Source organism: Peristeroidobacter soli (genome assembly GCF_004138485.1).
Taxonomy (GTDB): Bacteria; Pseudomonadota; Gammaproteobacteria; order Steroidobacterales; family Steroidobacteraceae; genus Steroidobacter; species Steroidobacter soli.
Genome location: NZ_RYEV01000003.1, coordinates 1,450,541 through 1,466,449, shown reverse-complemented (window position 1 = coordinate 1,466,449; position 15,909 = coordinate 1,450,541). Strand labels below are relative to the sequence as shown.

21 protein-coding genes are annotated in these 15,909 nt (G+C 63.5%); 10 read left to right on the top strand and 11 right to left on the bottom strand.

What is annotated here, in order from left to right:
- Window positions 1-404: 404 nt before the first annotated feature.
- The 4 genes from EKO19_RS15095 to pssA form a co-directional block, all read right to left on the bottom strand.
- Window positions 405-1,157, bottom strand: coding sequence for a hypothetical protein (locus tag EKO19_RS15095; protein WP_129777198.1), 753 nt, complete (start codon window positions 1,155-1,157; stop codon window positions 405-407).
- A gap of 74 nt (window positions 1,158-1,231) precedes the next feature.
- The gene (rimI, locus tag EKO19_RS15090; protein ID WP_217705358.1) at window positions 1,232-1,720 is read right to left on the bottom strand and encodes a ribosomal protein S18-alanine N-acetyltransferase; all 489 of its coding nucleotides are present in this window, start codon (window positions 1,718-1,720) and stop codon (window positions 1,232-1,234) included.
- A complete protein-coding gene (locus EKO19_RS15085) occupies window positions 1,717-2,484 on the bottom strand; it encodes a uracil-DNA glycosylase (RefSeq protein WP_129777197.1) in 768 nt (255 codons plus the stop codon). Before EKO19_RS15085 ends, rimI begins: the two co-directional genes overlap by 4 nt.
- Window positions 2,485-2,675: 191 nt before the next feature.
- Entirely contained in the window at window positions 2,676-3,467 is a 792-nt protein-coding gene (gene pssA, locus EKO19_RS15080) for a CDP-diacylglycerol--serine O-phosphatidyltransferase (RefSeq protein WP_129777196.1), read from the bottom strand.
- Window positions 3,468-3,649: 182 nt separating this feature from the next.
- Between pssA and EKO19_RS15075 the strand changes: the two genes are divergently transcribed.
- Window positions 3,650-4,216 (top strand): transglycosylase SLT domain-containing protein, encoded by a 567-nt coding sequence (locus tag EKO19_RS15075; RefSeq protein WP_129777195.1) that lies wholly within the window; start codon window positions 3,650-3,652, stop codon window positions 4,214-4,216.
- On the opposite strand, the gene EKO19_RS15070 is transcribed toward EKO19_RS15075, so the two are convergent.
- Both EKO19_RS15070 and EKO19_RS15065 read right to left on the bottom strand, forming a co-directional pair.
- The gene (locus tag EKO19_RS15070; protein ID WP_129777194.1) at window positions 4,213-4,500 is read right to left on the bottom strand and encodes an acylphosphatase; all 288 of its coding nucleotides are present in this window, start codon (window positions 4,498-4,500) and stop codon (window positions 4,213-4,215) included. The two genes, EKO19_RS15075 and EKO19_RS15070, sit on opposite strands and share 4 nt — an antisense overlap.
- Before the next feature lie 27 nt (window positions 4,501-4,527).
- Window positions 4,528-4,749 (bottom strand): DUF4398 domain-containing protein, encoded by a 222-nt coding sequence (locus tag EKO19_RS15065; protein WP_217705357.1) that lies wholly within the window; start codon window positions 4,747-4,749, stop codon window positions 4,528-4,530.
- Window positions 4,750-4,983: 234 nt separating this feature from the next.
- Between EKO19_RS15065 and wrbA the strand changes: the two genes are divergently transcribed.
- Window positions 4,984-5,580, top strand: coding sequence for an NAD(P)H:quinone oxidoreductase (gene wrbA, locus EKO19_RS15060; RefSeq protein WP_129777192.1), 597 nt, complete (start codon window positions 4,984-4,986; stop codon window positions 5,578-5,580).
- Window positions 5,581-5,591: 11 nt separating this feature from the next.
- Entirely contained in the window at window positions 5,592-5,945 is a 354-nt protein-coding gene (locus EKO19_RS15055) for a DUF2069 domain-containing protein (RefSeq protein ID WP_157995269.1), read from the top strand.
- Here the strand turns inward: EKO19_RS15055 and hda are convergent.
- The 3 genes from hda to EKO19_RS15040 are packed head-to-tail and all read right to left on the bottom strand — an operon-like array spanning window position 5,942 to window position 8,215.
- Window positions 5,942-6,661 carry a DnaA regulatory inactivator Hda gene (gene hda / locus EKO19_RS15050; RefSeq protein ID WP_129777190.1) on the bottom strand — a complete coding sequence of 240 codons (720 nt, stop codon included), beginning with the start codon at window positions 6,659-6,661 and terminating at the stop codon, window positions 5,942-5,944. The genes EKO19_RS15055 and hda overlap by 4 nt on opposite strands.
- Window positions 6,658-7,221, bottom strand: a complete 564-nt coding sequence (locus EKO19_RS15045) for a CDP-alcohol phosphatidyltransferase family protein (protein WP_129777189.1) — start codon at window positions 7,219-7,221, stop codon at window positions 6,658-6,660. The genes hda and EKO19_RS15045 overlap by 4 nt, the downstream gene beginning before the upstream one ends.
- A 28-nt stretch (window positions 7,222-7,249) precedes the next feature.
- On the bottom strand, window positions 7,250-8,215 hold the full coding sequence (locus EKO19_RS15040; RefSeq protein ID WP_157995268.1) for a DUF2066 domain-containing protein: 966 nt from the start codon (window positions 8,213-8,215) through the stop codon (window positions 7,250-7,252).
- A 105-nt stretch (window positions 8,216-8,320) separates the two neighbouring features.
- On the opposite strand from EKO19_RS15040, the gene purM reads away from it, so the two are divergent.
- The 7 genes from purM to EKO19_RS15005 all read left to right on the top strand — a co-directional run bounded on the left by purM (window position 8,321) and on the right by EKO19_RS15005 (window position 14,035).
- On the top strand, window positions 8,321-9,355 hold the full coding sequence (gene purM / locus EKO19_RS15035) for a phosphoribosylformylglycinamidine cyclo-ligase (RefSeq protein WP_129777187.1): 1,035 nt from the start codon (window positions 8,321-8,323) through the stop codon (window positions 9,353-9,355).
- Entirely contained in the window at window positions 9,355-10,032 is a 678-nt protein-coding gene (purN, locus tag EKO19_RS15030; RefSeq protein WP_129777186.1) for a phosphoribosylglycinamide formyltransferase, read from the top strand. The genes purM and purN overlap by 1 nt, the downstream gene beginning before the upstream one ends.
- A gap of 11 nt (window positions 10,033-10,043) precedes the next feature.
- Window positions 10,044-10,763: a DUF3108 domain-containing protein gene (locus EKO19_RS15025; RefSeq protein WP_129777185.1), complete on the top strand. Its 720-nt coding sequence runs from the start codon at window positions 10,044-10,046 to the stop codon at window positions 10,761-10,763.
- 427 nt (window positions 10,764-11,190) lie between these two features.
- Window positions 11,191-12,495, top strand: coding sequence for a P1 family peptidase (locus EKO19_RS15020; protein WP_217705355.1), 1,305 nt, complete (start codon window positions 11,191-11,193; stop codon window positions 12,493-12,495).
- 131 nt (window positions 12,496-12,626) lie between these two features.
- Window positions 12,627-12,815, top strand: coding sequence for an addiction module protein (locus EKO19_RS15015; RefSeq protein ID WP_217705354.1), 189 nt, complete (start codon window positions 12,627-12,629; stop codon window positions 12,813-12,815).
- Window positions 12,815-13,108, top strand: a complete 294-nt coding sequence (locus EKO19_RS15010; protein WP_129777182.1) for a type II toxin-antitoxin system RelE/ParE family toxin — start codon at window positions 12,815-12,817, stop codon at window positions 13,106-13,108. Before EKO19_RS15015 ends, EKO19_RS15010 begins: the two co-directional genes overlap by 1 nt.
- Before the next feature lie 66 nt (window positions 13,109-13,174).
- A complete protein-coding gene (locus tag EKO19_RS15005; protein WP_129777181.1) occupies window positions 13,175-14,035 on the top strand; it encodes an MCP four helix bundle domain-containing protein in 861 nt (286 codons plus the stop codon).
- Between the two features lie 2 nt (window positions 14,036-14,037).
- On the opposite strand, the gene dcd is transcribed toward EKO19_RS15005, so the two are convergent.
- Window positions 14,038-14,601 (bottom strand): dCTP deaminase, encoded by a 564-nt coding sequence (dcd, locus tag EKO19_RS15000; RefSeq protein WP_129777180.1) that lies wholly within the window; start codon window positions 14,599-14,601, stop codon window positions 14,038-14,040.
- Window positions 14,602-14,615: 14 nt separating this feature from the next.
- The gene (gene apbC, locus EKO19_RS14995; protein ID WP_129777179.1) at window positions 14,616-15,719 is read right to left on the bottom strand and encodes an iron-sulfur cluster carrier protein ApbC; all 1,104 of its coding nucleotides are present in this window, start codon (window positions 15,717-15,719) and stop codon (window positions 14,616-14,618) included.
- Between the last annotated feature and the right edge of the window lie 190 nt (window positions 15,720-15,909).

Sequence of the window (15,909 nt, the reverse complement as noted above, 5' to 3'; positions counted from 1 at the left end):
CAAAAAATATTTCTTTAGCCGGTGGGGAGTTTCAACCCGCCAAACGTCTCGATCAGATTGGCCCGGCGCCGGCCCGGTCTTGTCGTTGAGCCAGCGCAGGTAGACCTGCGTGTCGTTGCAAATGACGCACACACCGGATGAATGACGTTGTAAGGGAGCGGGAGCGGAGCACCCTTTCCGGTCGGCTCATTGGAATCGGCGTTGGTGGTAACGAGCTACATAGCTCTCGTAGCAGATCTCTCGAGCAGAGCTGGAAGAATTCCTCGAGCGCGAGGAGTACTCGTGTCCTTACGTATCGTTTCGTGAAGGACTCGTCGCGGGCTGGCGATGCTTTGCTGGGATGAAAACATCCGGGTGGATGACGATGGCAAGACTTCGTCTTTGCTGATCTCCCGGGCACCGGGTTATTGGCGCAATCTTCCGGCATCGCGGCGGAGCAAGCGTTGGCTGGCAAAGTCGCGAATGATAGCCCACAAGTCCACGGGCGCACGTCCTTCGTGGATCAGGACGTTGAAAACGTAGGCCGCGGTCATGCTGACCACGATCATCTCGCCGCCGTCCTCCAGGATCAGCAGGAACTGGGCCAGCAGCGGTGCCTTGAAGTAACTGATGACGTGGATGACATCCACGCCTACCCCGAGTCCGGCAAGCAGCAGAATCAGGATCGAGATGTCGCGCGTCACGATGCGTGCGTCCGGGCCGCCGCGCCAGTAGCCGATGCCGATCAGCGAGAAGGTGACGACACCGATGCCCGCCGCGAACAGCAGCTCACCGATATCGTCGGGACGCAGCCCGAACGCCACCGGCAGCGTGTACTGAGCGGCGAGCCATTTGCCGAAGTGCTCATGGATCTGGAACGCGTCGTCCATCAGCAGGAAGGCGAACACCACGCCCACCCCGACATAGGTGATCTCGCGAGTGCGCCGGTACAGACCGATCATGCACAGCGCGACCCAGAATTGTTTGACGTACTGATAGGCCTCGGGCAGGCCGTTGTCGGCCTCCAGGGAGAACGGCCGGCCCCGCAGCAGCGAGGTCTCGACATAGATCACGTGCAGCACGATGAACGCGAGATCGGCCGCGACCAGCATGATCAGCAGGATCCGGGCCGTGGCGAGCAGAGCCGGTTGTTTTTCCGGGGAAGCGAGGGCGTGCATCGAGACGACGATACCCAGGCCCCGCCGGCAAGGGCAGGGCATGGGTCACAGGCAACGGGGAACTGCTTAACGTTTCAGGGAGCCGTGGCGAGCACGCGCTTGTAGACCAGCGCATCTTCGCGGCCGCCGGCGGCCTGGTAGTAGGCCTTGCGGATGCCCACTTTGACGAACCCCAGCGACTCGTACAGCTTGATGGCGACCGGATTGGACGGCCGCACTTCCAGGAACACGTCCTGCATCTCGGCTTCCTTGGCCCGCCCGAGCAGGAAATCCATCAGGCGCCGGCCGACGCCGACGCCGCGCAGGTCGTTGCGAATGCAAATGTTCAGGATGTGAGCTTCGCCGGCGCCATACGACATGATGCCGTAACCCGCGACCTGCCCGTCGAACTCGACCACGCGACACAGATAGCCGACGCGCACGCAGTCGCGAAAGACGCCTTCGCTCCAGGGAAACAGGTACGAGGCCCGCTCGACCGTCACGACCGCAGGCACATCGACGAGCGTCATCGGCCGGAAGCGCACCGCTTGATAGAGCGCGCTTCGGTCGAGCTCGGCGCTCACGCCGTCGCCCCACTTTGCAAGGTCTCGAAGGTACGCATGGCCAATAACAGATCGGCCCATGATTTGCGTTTCTCCACCGGGCTGCGTAACAGATAGGCCGGATGGTAGGTAACCACCATCGGGCGATTGGCCGCAATTCTATGCACCGTGCCGCGCAGCTTGCCAATCGGCGTATCGACATCGAGCAAGGTCTGCGCGGCGATACGCCCAACGCACAGGATCAGCGCCGGGTTCACCAGCTCGATCTGCCGATACAGATAGGGAATGCAGGCGCGCACTTCTTCGGGTTTGGGGTCGCGATTGTTGGGTGGACGCGATTTCAAGATGTTCGCGATGAACACCTGTTCCCGCGCCAGCCCGATGGCCTTCAGCATGGAATTGAGCAACATGCCCGCGCGTCCCACGAACGGCTCGCCCTGCCGGTCCTCGTCCGCGCCGGGCGCTTCGCCGACGATCATCCAGCGGGCAGTACGGTCCCCCACGCCGAAGACACCATTGGTTCGAGTGGCGTGCAATGGGCACTTCGTGCACGAGCGGACGGCGGTTGCAAGCTCCTCCCAGCCGAGCCTGGAGACACCGCCGTCATCGTCTGGCAGCTGGATCTTCGGCTCGACGGCCGGGGGCGGCGACTGAATCGTCCGGGCTCGCACGGCCGGCGCGGCCACCGTTTCGACCCGCGCAACCGCCGGGCGCGCGCTGCCGTCTCGACGTTCCCAGACGTCGATATCGAGTGCCTTCAGGTAGGCCAGGCGGCGGGAATCCATTGCGAAACGGTGCGCTGTAGATGGTTTGGGGGAAGCTTACCGGCACCCGCCCCACTAGACCATCGGCAATCGTATTCACCTACGGCCCCAGGTTGCTTCCCCTGATGAGGTAGCTTCGATTGAATAGGTCTTACGACCGGTGGAGCCATCAGGCTCAGGGAAGTCGAGTTGTCCGGGTGTGCTTCGATGCCTTAGCTGCTCTCGGTCACCCGCTTCTTGCGCGTGAGTTTGCGCCACACCCAGTACAGCGGCGCCGATGCTGCATAGAGGCCGAACAAGGTGAACAGCGAGACCGGCGCCAGCGACACCACCACATAAATCAATGGGATTAGCGCCGCGTACACCCAGGGGATGCGGCCGCGCATGTTCAGCTCTTTGCCGCTCCAGTACGAGAACTTGCTGACCATCAAGGCGCCGATACAGATGGTGATGGCGAACGCCAGCGACAATGCCACCACGCCCGTGACTGGAAATTCACTGACCAGCCAGATGAAGCTCGCGACCGTGGCCGCAGCGGACGGGCTGGGCAAACCCTCGAAGTAGCGCTTGTCGGCGGCGGAGCGGGTATTGAAGCGCGCCAGGCGCAACGCTGCGGCGACCGCGTAGAAGAAGCAGGCGAGCCAGCCGAACCGGCCCCAGAACTTGCCGTAGTCGTAGATCCGTTCGATGCCCCACTGGTACACGACGATGGCCGGCGCCAGGCCGAAGGCGACCATGTCGCAGATACTGTCGTACTCCTTGCCGAAGTCGCTCTGCGTATTGGTCCAGCGGGCCACGCGCCCGTCCAGGCCGTCGGCCACCATGGCCACGAAAATGGCGATGCCGGCGTTGGAGAAATTGCCGTCGATGGCCGCGACGATGGCGTAGAAGCCGCCGAACAGCGTGCCGGTGGTGAACAGATTGGGCAGCCAGTACACGCCGCGGCTAGGCCGCCGGGTCTCGGCCGGCTGCTCGACGTCGCTGCTGTGGTATTCGGCGCTCATGTGTTTCCGGTTGGTTCAGGCCTGTCCCTGGGGCGGCCGATGCAGAATGAATGTGTCGCCGCGCGCCAGGTTCCTGGCCCTTATCAACCAATAGGATGGCTGGTGTGACGCGCTCGATCCATCGCAGTTTGCGCGCATGATATTGTGCGGCCCGCAACGCGCACAACCTACACGGTCAAAGAGTGACTGCCCTCCGCAGCCTGCTGCTTACACTGCTGAGCCTGCTTGCCCTGCCCGCCTGGGCCGACCGGCAGCAGGACCCCGCGCTCGGCAGATTCCTGCAAAAGACCCTGACCGAGAGCCCCTGCTTCGAGGACGAGTTCGAGAAGAAGGTCTGGCTGGCGGCCATGGAGCCGAAGCTGATCAAGGTGGTCAGGGACGAGCAGGAGCGCGCCGAAATCCTGCATCACGTGTTCTGCGAGGCCCGGCGCCTGGAACTGCCCCCCGGGCTGGTGATGTCCGTGATCGACGTGGAGAGCCGCTTCGATCGCTGGGCCGTGTCCTCGGCCGGCGCGGTCGGCCTGATGCAGGTGATGCCGTTCTGGCCCAATCAACTGGGCATGACCAATGCGGAGCTGGTCCGTACGCCCCAGAACGTACGCATGGGCTGCACCATCCTGAAGTTCTACCTGGAGCGGGAAAAGGGCGACTACACCAAGGCGCTGGCCCGCTACAACGGCAGCGTCGGCCGCCGCAACTACGCCGACCTGGTGCTGGTCCGGCTGGCGAACCGCTGGCAGTACCGCTAGCGCTGGGCGAAGCCAACCGGCAGGTCGTCCAGCGACTCGAGCGCCAGTTCCTGAACTTCCACCAGCTTCACTTCCGAGGCGGGCGAACCGCGCCAGAGCCAGTCCAGCAGCCCTTGAACCGACTGCGGTTCACCGACCGCCAGCACCTCCACCCGCCCATCGGGCAGATTGCGCGCATAGCCGGCGCAGCCCAGCTCGGTGGCCTTATGACGGGTCGAGGCACGATAGAACACGCCCTGAACCCGGCCGGACACAAAGCAGCGACGTGCGATGAGAGTGGTCATCGCCGGATGATAACCCTGTGGGGTGGCTCAGCTGGCGCCGTTGCGGTCGTCGACGGTGCGGGTGGAGCTGAGCGCTTCGGCGGCCTTGCCCCGGGCGGCAATGGCATCACGGCGGGCTTGTTTGTAAGCGCGCTTCTGCAGGTTGTCCTCGGCGCGATTCAATAAAGACTCGGCCTCGATCAGGGAAGCAGGAGCGGCGGGACCCGAGGCATCGCGCGCGGCCTTGATGGCCTGGCGGGCATTGCTCATTTCCTGCACAGGAGCACCCGCGCACGCGGCCAGGCCCATGCAGAGCACGAGTAACGTCAAACTACGGCGGGATGACTGACTTACCATGGCGATTTTTTCAATTGACCGTAGCAATCGCGCCCTACACCGTCAAGGAGCGGCTGAATACAATGCACGCGCCCCGGCTGCGAGCCCCACGTTGCATTCCACCCACATCACGCGCGCAGCCAAAGGTTTTCTGGAGCATCCGCGCGCATGGCTGAAATCCTGGTTTTGTTTTATTCACGCAAAGGCATGACCGCCGAGCTGGCCCGGCAAGTGTGCCGGGGCATCGAGTCCGTGCCCGGCGCGAAGGCTAAATTGCGCACGGTTCCGCAAGTCTCGACGGTGATCGAGCAACTGGAGCCGGCCGTGCCGAGCGACGGCCCACCATTCGCCACGCACGATGACCTGCGCGAGTGTGACGGTTTGGTGTTGGGCAGCCCGACCCGCTTCGGCAACATGGCTGCGCCACTGAAATACTTTCTCGATGGCACGAGCGCGTTGTGGGCCAGTGGCGGGCTCGCCAACAAGCCCGCCGCGGTATTCACTTCCACGCAGACCATGCACGGCGGTCAGGAGACCACGCTCGTCAGCATGATGCTGCCGCTGATCCATCACGGCATGTATGTCGTCGGCCTGCCTTACACGGAACCGGCGCTGACCCACACTCGCTCCGGCGGCTCGCCATACGGTGCCAGTCACGTCGCGGGGCTCAGCCCCGGCAAGCTCACCGACGACGAACGGCTGCTGGCATCACTGCTGGGTAAACGCGTCGCCGAGCTCGCGGTCCGTCTGTCTCCCGAGCGTTGAGCGCATCCGTCTTGAGCAACGAAGCCTTGATCGCGCGAGCCCGGTTCGCGGTCGTCGTCACCATCGGCATTCTGATCGCGGCGCTGATCGCCTGGCGCGTCCTGACGGGGTTTTCCGTCGGCGACGCCGCGCTCATCGTTGTGCTGACATTGCCTTTGTTGATCGCGCTGCCCCGCCTGCTGCGAGGTCACCGACGCACCTATGCGTGGATGACGCTGGCGGTCACGCCTTTTCTGGTCGTGGCCATCACTGAAGCCGTCGCCAATCCCGCCGGACGCGTCTGGGCGGCGCTGTGCCTGGTCGTCGCTTTTGTGTTGTTTGTTTTGTTGATCGCGTATCTGCGCTTTACGCGCGGACAGGCTTAAGAAGCGACGCGCCGGTCGAGCACTTCTTTCACAAAGGGCACGGTCAAGCGACGCTGTGCCACCAGCGACGCCGTGTCGAGCTCATCGAGCACGGCATAGAGATGCGTCATGTCACGAGGCAATCTTCGTAACATGAACTGCGCGGTGTCGTCGGGCAATTCCAGACCGCGCAGCTGCGCCCGCAACTGCAACGCCGCGATCTGCTCGGACTCTTCCAACGGTTGCAACGTCAGCACCAATCCGCCATTCAGTCGCGAGCCCAGATCGCGCAACTTGAACGGCAACGACGCCGGCGGCGCCGTCCCCGCGACGAGCAACTTGCCGCCGCGCTCGTCCAGCTCGACATGCAAACGAAACAAAGCGCGCTCCCATTGCTCGCGACCAGCCAGCACCTGCGCGTCGTCGAGACAGACGATGGACAGCTCACCGAATCCCGCCAGCAACTCCTCGCCGAGATTGATCACTTCAAGCAGCGGGAGATAAGCGGCCGTGCGTCCATCGCGGCTCGCGCGAGCACAAACAGCTTGCAATAGGTGCGTCTTGCCGGTGCCGGTCGCGCCATGAATCCAGGTGCACGTCGGCGCGCGAGGGCGCTCGCCTCCCTGCAAAGCCAGCAGCGCATCGACGACCGGTCGATTGCGCCCGGCGTAATAACTTTCGAACACCGAGCTGTCCGGCAGTCGAATGCCCAGCGATAACTGCGGGGACTGAATCATCCGGCGAGCCCGCGTTGCTGACGGCTGGCGTCGAGGGCTTTGCGCGACCACGTGACGACGTAGTCGAGGCCGCTCACCACGGTGGTCACGAACACCAGCGCGCCCAGAATCATCAGTGCGATGTCGGGCTGCCAGTTGCCCGCCTTCGCCGCCACCGCCAGCAGCAGATACACGATCTGGCAGAGCGTGTTTATCTTGCTGATGACCGTCGGATTGCCATGCGGATAACCATACAGCGCGTTGTAGCTGATCGCGCCCGCCGTGATCGTCACATCGCGCACCACCGCCGTCACCGCCAGCCACACCGGCACGATGCCGAGCACCGCGAGAATGATGAACACGCTGACCAGCAGAATTTTATCGGCGAGCGGATCGAGCACCTTGCCCAGCTCCGACATCCAGCCGCAGCGTTTGGCGAGAAAGCCGTCGAGGCCGTCGGTGAAGCCGGCCAGCGCGAAGATCCACAGCGTGAGCTGATATTCGCCCGCGCTCAGCAGCCAGGCGATGGGCACGACCAGCAGCATGCGCAAGATGCACAGTGCATTGGGAATGTGCCGCATGGACGCGTGCCTGTGGTTGCAGGAAGGCTCAGGGGCGATATCGGAACGAGAGACGCCCACCGGCGGGTGCCGCGCCTTCGTCTTGCGATACCAGCCGGCTGTCGAGCGCGATGGCCCGACGCAGTGTGGCCGCGTCACCGCGCACGGCGAGCTTGAAACGCATGGTGTCGCCGGACACTTGTTCCAACGCAACCGCGCGCACCAGGGTCATGCCTTCCAGATAGTTCAGCGTGCTCGCATACGCGTCGAGATCGCCGATGCCGGACACCTCGACCACCACATTCCCGAGCGAGGAGCCCGAGGCGGCGAACACGCGAGCAAACGTGTCGGCGGCCAGATGCACCCCTTCATCCATGCCACCGCTGGCCTGTGACGAACCCTCGCTCGACACAATCGTCCAGCGCACCGATCCGCCTTGCGAGCGACCGAGCAGCGCCGCGTTGGCACCGTAGCGCTCGGCTTCCTGAAGCGCGGTTGCCTCATCGATGCCCTGCGGGGCCACCGCCGGCCACTTCAGCGGCAGACCGCGATCGCGCGCGACTTTTTCGACCAGGTCTTTTTGGGTATTGGGCTGGTCGCCGCTGATCCAGTAGCTGTAGCCGCTGGGATCGATCACATTCAACAGCACCAGGGTGGCGGGCCGCTCCCGGCCCCAGATCGGCAGGCCCGCGTCCTGCAGCATCCTGTCCACCGACACGCTGTCGAAACCCACCTGCAGAACGTTGTTCTCGGTGAAGCCGAAGCGTTGGACATATTTACGGGGATCGTTCAGCGCGGACCCCAGTTTCGCCGGGGCATCGCGCTGGCCGCTGACTCGGATCACCACCGTCTTCAGCGCCTCCACGAACGCCGCTTCCCGCGCGTTGTTCAGCACCGGCTGATCGGTTTCGTACAGGTTGCCGAGCGTCACGGCGCCCACGGGCAGCGCGGACGCCAGGAGCGCCCATGCCATGCACAATGACAGCCAGCGGATCAACGCCTTGGTCCTACTCATCTTTCTCGCAGCCCATCCTGCAACGCCCATACTGAACGGCGAGTCCCACGCCTTGGCAACGACGTGTAAAATAACACACCCCCCATCGACCGATTCCTCCGGACCATGCAACCCTCCGAGCCGATCACCTACAAAGACGCTGGCGTCGATATCGAAGCTGGCGACGAACTCGTCGAGCGCATCAAGCCCGCGGTCAAACGCTCGATGCGCCCCGAGGTGCTGGGCGGCCTGGGCGGTTTCGGCGCGCTGTTCGAAATCCCGCTGGACCGTTACAAGAAGCCGGTACTGGTATCGGGCACCGACGGCGTCGGCACCAAGCTGCGCCTGGCCATCGAGACCGGGCGTCACGCCACCATCGGCATCGATCTGGTCGCGATGTGTGCCAACGACGTCGTCGTCGGCGGCGCCGAGCCCTTGTTCTTCCTGGACTACTACGCCACCGGCAAGCTCAGCGTCGATGTCGCCGAGACCGTGATCAAAGGCATCGTCGAGGGCTGCATTCAGGCCGGCGCCGCGCTGATCGGCGGCGAGACGGCGGAAATGCCGGGCATGTATGCCGAGGGCGACTACGACCTCGCCGGCTTCTGCGTCGGCATCGTCGAGAAGGACGGCATCATCGACGGCCGCAATACACGTCCTGGCGACGTGATCATCGGCCTGCCCTCCTCGGGCCCGCATTCCAACGGCTATTCGCTGATCCGCAAACTGATCAAGACCGCCAAGGCCACGCCGACCACCAAGATCGATGGCGGCCTGTTGTACGACGCCCTGCTCGCGCCGACGCGCATCTACGTGAAGCCGCTGCTCGAACTGGCGAAGATCGTGCCGGTGCGCAGCTTCGCGCACATCACCGGCGGCGGCCTGACTGAAAACATTCCTCGCGTGATCCCGAATGGCCTGGAAGTGCTGTTGAGCTCGCAGACCTGGCAGCAGCCGGCGGTGTTCGACTGGCTGCAAAAGGCCGGCAGCATTCCGGCCGCCGAAATGTATCGCACGTTCAACTGCGGTATCGGCATGACGGTGTGCGTGGCCGCCGAACATGCCGACAAGGCGATGCGCTCGCTCACCGAACATGGCGAGAAGCCGGTGGTGATCGGCGAAGTGCGCCGTGGCGATGCCGGCGTGGTCATTCGCAGCTGATGACCGCCGTCGGCGGCAGCCAGCCGCAGCAGAAATTACCCATCGTCATTCTGATCTCCGGTCGCGGCAGTAACATGCTCGCGATCGCGGAGCGCGCCGCGAACGGCGAGCTTCCCGTCGAAGTTCGCGCTGTGATCAGCGACAAGGCCGACGCGCCAGGTCTTGCAGCTGCCGCCGCGATGAATATTCCCACTCGTTCGCTGTCGGCTCGCGAGTTCGCGGACCGGCCGACTTATGACGCCGCGCTGGCCACACTCGTCCAGAGCTTCGAGCCCAAGCTGGTCGTGCTGGCCGGCTTCATGCGCATTCTCAGCCCCGGTTTCATCGCGACGTTCGCCGATCGCATCCTCAACATTCATCCTTCGCTGTTGCCTCTCTATCGAGGCCTGCACACCCACCGCCGTGCGCTCCAAGCGGGCGATCTCCTGCACGGCTGCAGCGTGCACTTCGTCACGGAGGAACTTGACGGGGGGCCGCTCGTTATTCAATCGCGGGTGAAAGTCCTGCCCGGTGACAGCGAAAGCACGCTTTCAGCGCGAGTTCAGCAGCAAGAACACAGGATTTATTCGGAAGCCATCGACTGGTTTGCCCGCGGACGCCTCGAGCTCCGCGAGCAAGGCCCCTGGCTCGATGGCCAACCGTTGGAAGCTCCGGTAATTCACACCGCGGGCGCTTGACGAGGTGTTGAATGCGGCGACTGGCTCAGTTGACCACGTTTGTGATCGCGACACTGCTGCTGGCAACTGCGGCGAGGTCCGAGGCCATCGCTCCCAAACCCTTCACGGCCGTCTACGAAGTCAGCTATCGCGGCATGCGCGCCGGCGTGCTGACACTCAAGCTGTCGCGGGACGACGCGACCGGCCGTTATACATACGAAACCACCGCCGATCCTTCCATGCTCGCGCGCTTTTTCATCAGCCGCGCGGCGATGGAAAAAACCGTCATGGAGATCGGACCGGACGGCGTGCGCCCGCTCGAATGGCAATTCGAGGACGGCAAGTCCAGCACCGACAAGGACGGCCACCTCAAATTCGACTGGGACCGCAATGTCGCGACCGGCGTGATCGAAGGCGAAAAGATCGATCTGACGCTGGAGTCCGGCACGCAGGATCGTCTGTCCATCCAGATCGACGTGGTCACTTCGCTGCTGCGAGGCGAGCCGATCGGGGTCATTCCCTTGATCGACGACAATCGCATCAAGCGCTACGACTACGCCAAGAAAGACACAACCCAGATCGACACCAAGCTCGGCAAGCTCGACGCCGTCATCTACGAAAGCACCCGCCAGGGCTCGGATCGTCGTTCGCGCTTCTGGATGGTCCCCAAGATGGAATATCTCGCCGTCCGCGCGGAGCAGATCCGCAAAGGCAAGGTCGAGACGGTGATGGTGCTGCAGTCGGTGCAATGACGCCGGCTCGCCTGCCCATCTCATAACGCAGCCACTGGATTTTATTGTGGCGCTTCGCGGGCCCGGAGTTACTGGCTCGCATCAACGCCACTGATTTGTTTGCGACGCCCCGCCGGCTCGGAACGCCACCTCACAACGCGGCCATTGGCTTTCTGGTGACGCGTCGTCGACTGGAACTGCGCCTCATCATGCAGCCGTTGGTTTCCAGCTGTTCTGCGCGCACTGGGCCTGGCCGCTGCGATGAGGCTCGATGGCATGGCTTGGTGACGATTCGTCACCGGCGTTGATCTCGTAGTCATCCCCCGCCCGTTGCTGGCGTGATTGAATGTCGTCACCTGGTTTTCGGTCACGACGCATGCACCACCTCATCCGGTTCGCGCTTACGGCGGCACTTGGCGCCTCTATCCTCAGCGGCAACTCTTCGGCAATGGCCGAGCAGGATCTGACGCCGGTCATTAACGCGGCCGGCAAGACGCTCGAATTCGACTGGCCGACCATTCGTGTCGGCACCGGCGAGTACGAGGAAGGCCCGACTGGGGTCACCGTGTTTCATTTTCAGAAGCGCTCGCTGGTCGCGATCGACGCGCGCGGCGGCGGGCCGGGCACGGTGAACTCGGATTATCTGCGGCTGGGCTATGAAGTGCCGAAGCTCGACGCCATCGTGCTGTCCGGCGGCTCGTGGTATGGACTGGAATCCACCACCGCTGTTGCCACCGCACTCAAAGACGACGGCTTGCGGGACGCGCGCTGGGGCAATGTGGCGTTGGCGGTCGGTTCCATCATTTATGACTTCGGCGACCGACGCCTCAACGAAGTCTATCCCGACAAGAAACTCGCCCAGGCCGCCTTTCGTGCCGCGCGCCCTGGCGTGTTTCCACTCGGCGCGTATGGCGCCGGCCGCATGGCGAAGAGTGGCGGCTACTTCAATTGCAACGCTCACTCCGGCCAGGGCGGCGCGTTCAAACAAATCGGTGATCTGAAAATCGCCGCGTTCACGGTGGTGAATGCAATGGGCGTGATCACCAGACGCGACGGCTCGATCGCCGCCTGCTTCCGCGATGCTTCGTGGCCCAAGAACCTGTCCGCCTTCGATCTCGCCGACGGCTCGCCCGACAGCCGCAAGCCCGGCTGGACTGGCAAGGCGCTCGATGAGGACCAGCGGGCCAACACCACCATCAGCCTGCTGGTGGTGAATCAAAAGATGAGCTACGCGGAATTGAACCGCCTCGCCGTGCAGGTTCACACGTCCATGGCGCGCGGCATTCAACCGTTCGCGACCGAGTTCGACGGCGATGTTTTATATGCCGTGTCGACCGGCGAGCTGGAAAAGAAAGAAGGCTCGGCCGTCACGCCGGTGGACATCGGCGTCATCGCCGCCGATGTGATGTGGGACGCCATCCTCGCCTCCGTCCCCGAACAGCCCGCGGCCCCGAAGGCGAGCCCGCGACTGAGGCTTGCCGCGAGCGAGCTGGAAAATTACGTCGGCGAATATACGTTCAGCGAATTCGCCAGACTCCGCATCACCACGCGCGACCACAAACTCTTCGCCCAAGCCACCGGCCCTCGCGACGTCTTCGCCATCAAACGCACCGACGCCATCGAGCTGCAACCTGTCACCCAGAACGAATTCACTGTCCCGAGCCGCTATCCCCTGTTAGTGAGATTCAGCAAGGCCGGTGAAGTCATCCTCAATCCCGGCCGCTGGCAACAAACCGGCCGCCGCTCGCAATAGCCGCGGCAACTCCGCGCGCGTTGCGCGCGGAGCATCAATTTGAGCTGCCGAAAAACGCACTGGCGCTCCAGATCAGGTGATCTATACTCGGCCCCATGGCCATCGCAATGGACGAGCTGACGAGCATCGTAATGAAGCTGCCCGACGAGCAGCGGACGCGGCTCGTCGCCAATCTGTTGGCCTCATTGCCCACCGTGCTGACGGATCAGGACGAAGGAATCGCTGAAGCGCTGCGGCGCGACGCGGAACTCAACGATGGTATCCAACAGACCATCTCCCTCGACGATCTGGACGCCGCGATCAACAACCGCCGTCGCTGATGCAACTGACGTTTCATCGAGACGTCGCATCTGACATCATTCAGATCATCAAACATTACGAAAATCTTGGCGGCCTCAATCTGGCCAAGGAATTTCACGCCGAGGTTCGCGCAACTTTCCTGAAAGCTTGCGAGGCACCGCGCAGCTACCGGCTCCTGAAACGCGATCTGCGCCGCGTTAACCTGCCTCGATTTCCCTACCACTTGCTATTCCGCATCGTTGGCAACGACGTAAGAATTCTGGTCGTCCGCCATCACAGCCGGAACCCCGGCCGCGGCACATCCCGACGCTAGTCGGACCGGTGGAACTTGTTTGATTGCGACCCATTGCACAGACACAGCGCTTGTGGAGATCGCGTCATGGCCACCATCGTTCACGAACATCTCGATGTCGTACCCGTCGCAGGATTCAAGATTTCCTGGGGCGGCATCTGGGCCGGTGTGCTGACCGTGATGGGCACCTTGTTATTCCTTACGGCACTGGGTCTCGCGATCGGCATCGCGGCGGTCAATCCAGGACGGACTCAGGCCGGCACGCTCGGCACCGGCGCCGCGATATGGAGCGGCCTGTCGCTATTGATCGCGCTGTTTGTAGGCGGAATGGCAGCGACACGCCTGGGCATGGTGTTCGATCGCGCCGCCGGCGCGTTCGAAGGCGCGCTGGTGTGGGTGCTGAGTTTTCTAGTCGTGCTCTGGCTGGCGGGCAGCGGCGTGCAACTGGTCGCGAGCGGAATATCCAGTCTCTTCGGCGGCATCGGTCAGACGATCGGCGCCACCGTCGCGGGCATGGAGGATCTGTCCGCCGGCGATGTACAGCAAATCCGTCAGCGGCTCGATGACCCGCGTACAGCCAGCACGCTGGCCGCCGCGACCGGCATGCCCGAGCAGGAAGTTCGCGCACGCCTGGCCGAAGTGTCGCAGCGAGTCGAAGCTGCCAGGGACAATCCGGAGGCCGCCGCCGCCGCGGTACGCGATGGCACGGCTCAGATGATGGAACGTGCTCGCGCGCAGCTACCGGCGATGGCGGACCGGGCGCAAAAAGGAGCAACCAAGGCCGCGTGGATCACTTTCGGCGCCATGCTCATTTCTCTGATCGCCGCCATCGCGGGCGCGATGGTCGGACGCGGCCGAGTGGTGCAAACACTGGCCCACTCGAATGTTCCTTCCGAGATCGCCGATGCCAGTCTCACCCGCGGCGCCCCGAACGACTGGAGGCCATGACTTCAGGCGCGAGGCAGGGTCACACCCTTCTGGCCCTGATATTTGCCGCCGCGATCCTTGTACGAGGTCTCGCAGACTTCGTCGGACTCGAGGAACAGCATCTGCGCGACGCCTTCGTTGGCGTAGATTTTCGCGGGCAGATTGGTGGTGTTGGAGAACTCGAGCGTGACGTGGCCTTCCCATTCCGGCTCGAGCGGCGTGACGTTCACGATGATGCCGCAGCGGGCATAGGTGGACTTGCCGAGGCAGATGGTCAGCACGTTGCGAGGAATGCGGAAATACTCGACGGTGCGGGCCAGCGCGAAGGAGTTCGGCGGGATGATGCACACGTCCGAGATCACATCGACGAAGTTCTTGGAATCGAAGTCCTTCGGATCGACGATGGTCGAATTGATGTTGGTGAAGATCTTGAACTCGCTCGCGCAGCGCACGTCGTAGCCGTAGCTCGAAGTGCCATAAGAAATGATCTTGCCGCCATTGGCGGTACGAACCTGCCCCGCTTCGAACGGCTCGATCATGCCCTGCGCGGCCATGCGACGAATCCAGCGATCAGACTTGATGCTCATGTTTGAATAGTAGCTCAGGTATCTTCGGTCGAAATATTGGGAAACGCGGCCGCCGGTTGCAACCCGGCGACCACCAGGCGCGCGGCCGTGCGACGGGCGAGGTCGATATAGGCTCGGCCGAGCTTGCTGTCGGGCTCGGTGACCACGGTGGGCTTGCCGCCATCGGCCTGCTCGCGAATTCGAATATCGAGCGGTAGCTCGGCCAGCAGCTCGACACCATATTGTTCGGCCATGCGGCGGCCCCCGCCGGCACCGAAGATGTGTTCCTCGAAGCCGCAGTTCGAACAGACGTGCGTGCTCATGTTCTCGACCACGCCCAGCACCGGGACCGCGACCTTCTGAAACATTCGCAGCCCCTTGCGCGCATCCAGCAGGGCGATGTCCTGCGGCGTGGTCACGATCACCGCGCCGCTGACCGGCACGCGCTGAGACAGCGTGAGTTGCGTGTCACCGGTGCCCGGCGGCATGTCGACGATCAGATAGTCCAGCTCGCCCCAGCGGGTGGTCTCCAGCAGCTGAACCAGCGCCTGCGTGACCATGGGGCCGCGCCAGACCATGGGCTGCTCCACGTCCACCAGGAACCCGATCGACATCACTTTGATGCCGTAAGCCTCGGGCGCGATCATGGTTTTCTGATCCGGGCTGGTGGGTTTCTGGTCCGCCAGCCCCATCATCTGCGGCTGACTCGGCCCGTAGATGTCGGCATCGAGCAGGCCGACCGCCGCGCCATCATGGGCCAGCCCGAGCGCCAGGTTGACCGCGGTCGTGGACTTGCCCACGCCGCCCTTGCCGGACGCCACCACGATGATGTTTCGGATACCCTGGATGGGCTTGAGGTTGTTCTGCACGCTGTGCGAAGCAATGCGCGAACCGACATTGACCTTGACCTGTTTCAGCCAGCTCAGCGACCGCGCCCGCCGCTCCAGCTCCGCGGCCAGCTCGAATGCATAGCGGCCGGCCGGAAAGCCCAATTCGACGCCCACGACCGCGTCGCCGTTGGCGACCTGAACGGTCTTGAGGCTACCGGCGCGCTCCAGCGTCAGACCGAGATAGGGGTCCTGGTACGCGCCCAGTAGCTGGCGCAGCTCGGATTCGTGCACAGTGGTGTTGGAGCTCATCGAAATAGCCGTTCGGGGCAAGGCGGCGGGCCGCGGATTGTAGCGGATTGCCCCCCGGAACAGGGCCCAGGCCGTGAGGCTTTCGGCCGATGGTGGAATGGTCCTTTTGGAGGGGAAATGCCCGACCTGAACTTGCTGCACGTCAGCCGTGGCATAATGCGCGGCAATATGCAGTGCGCACGGCAGCTGC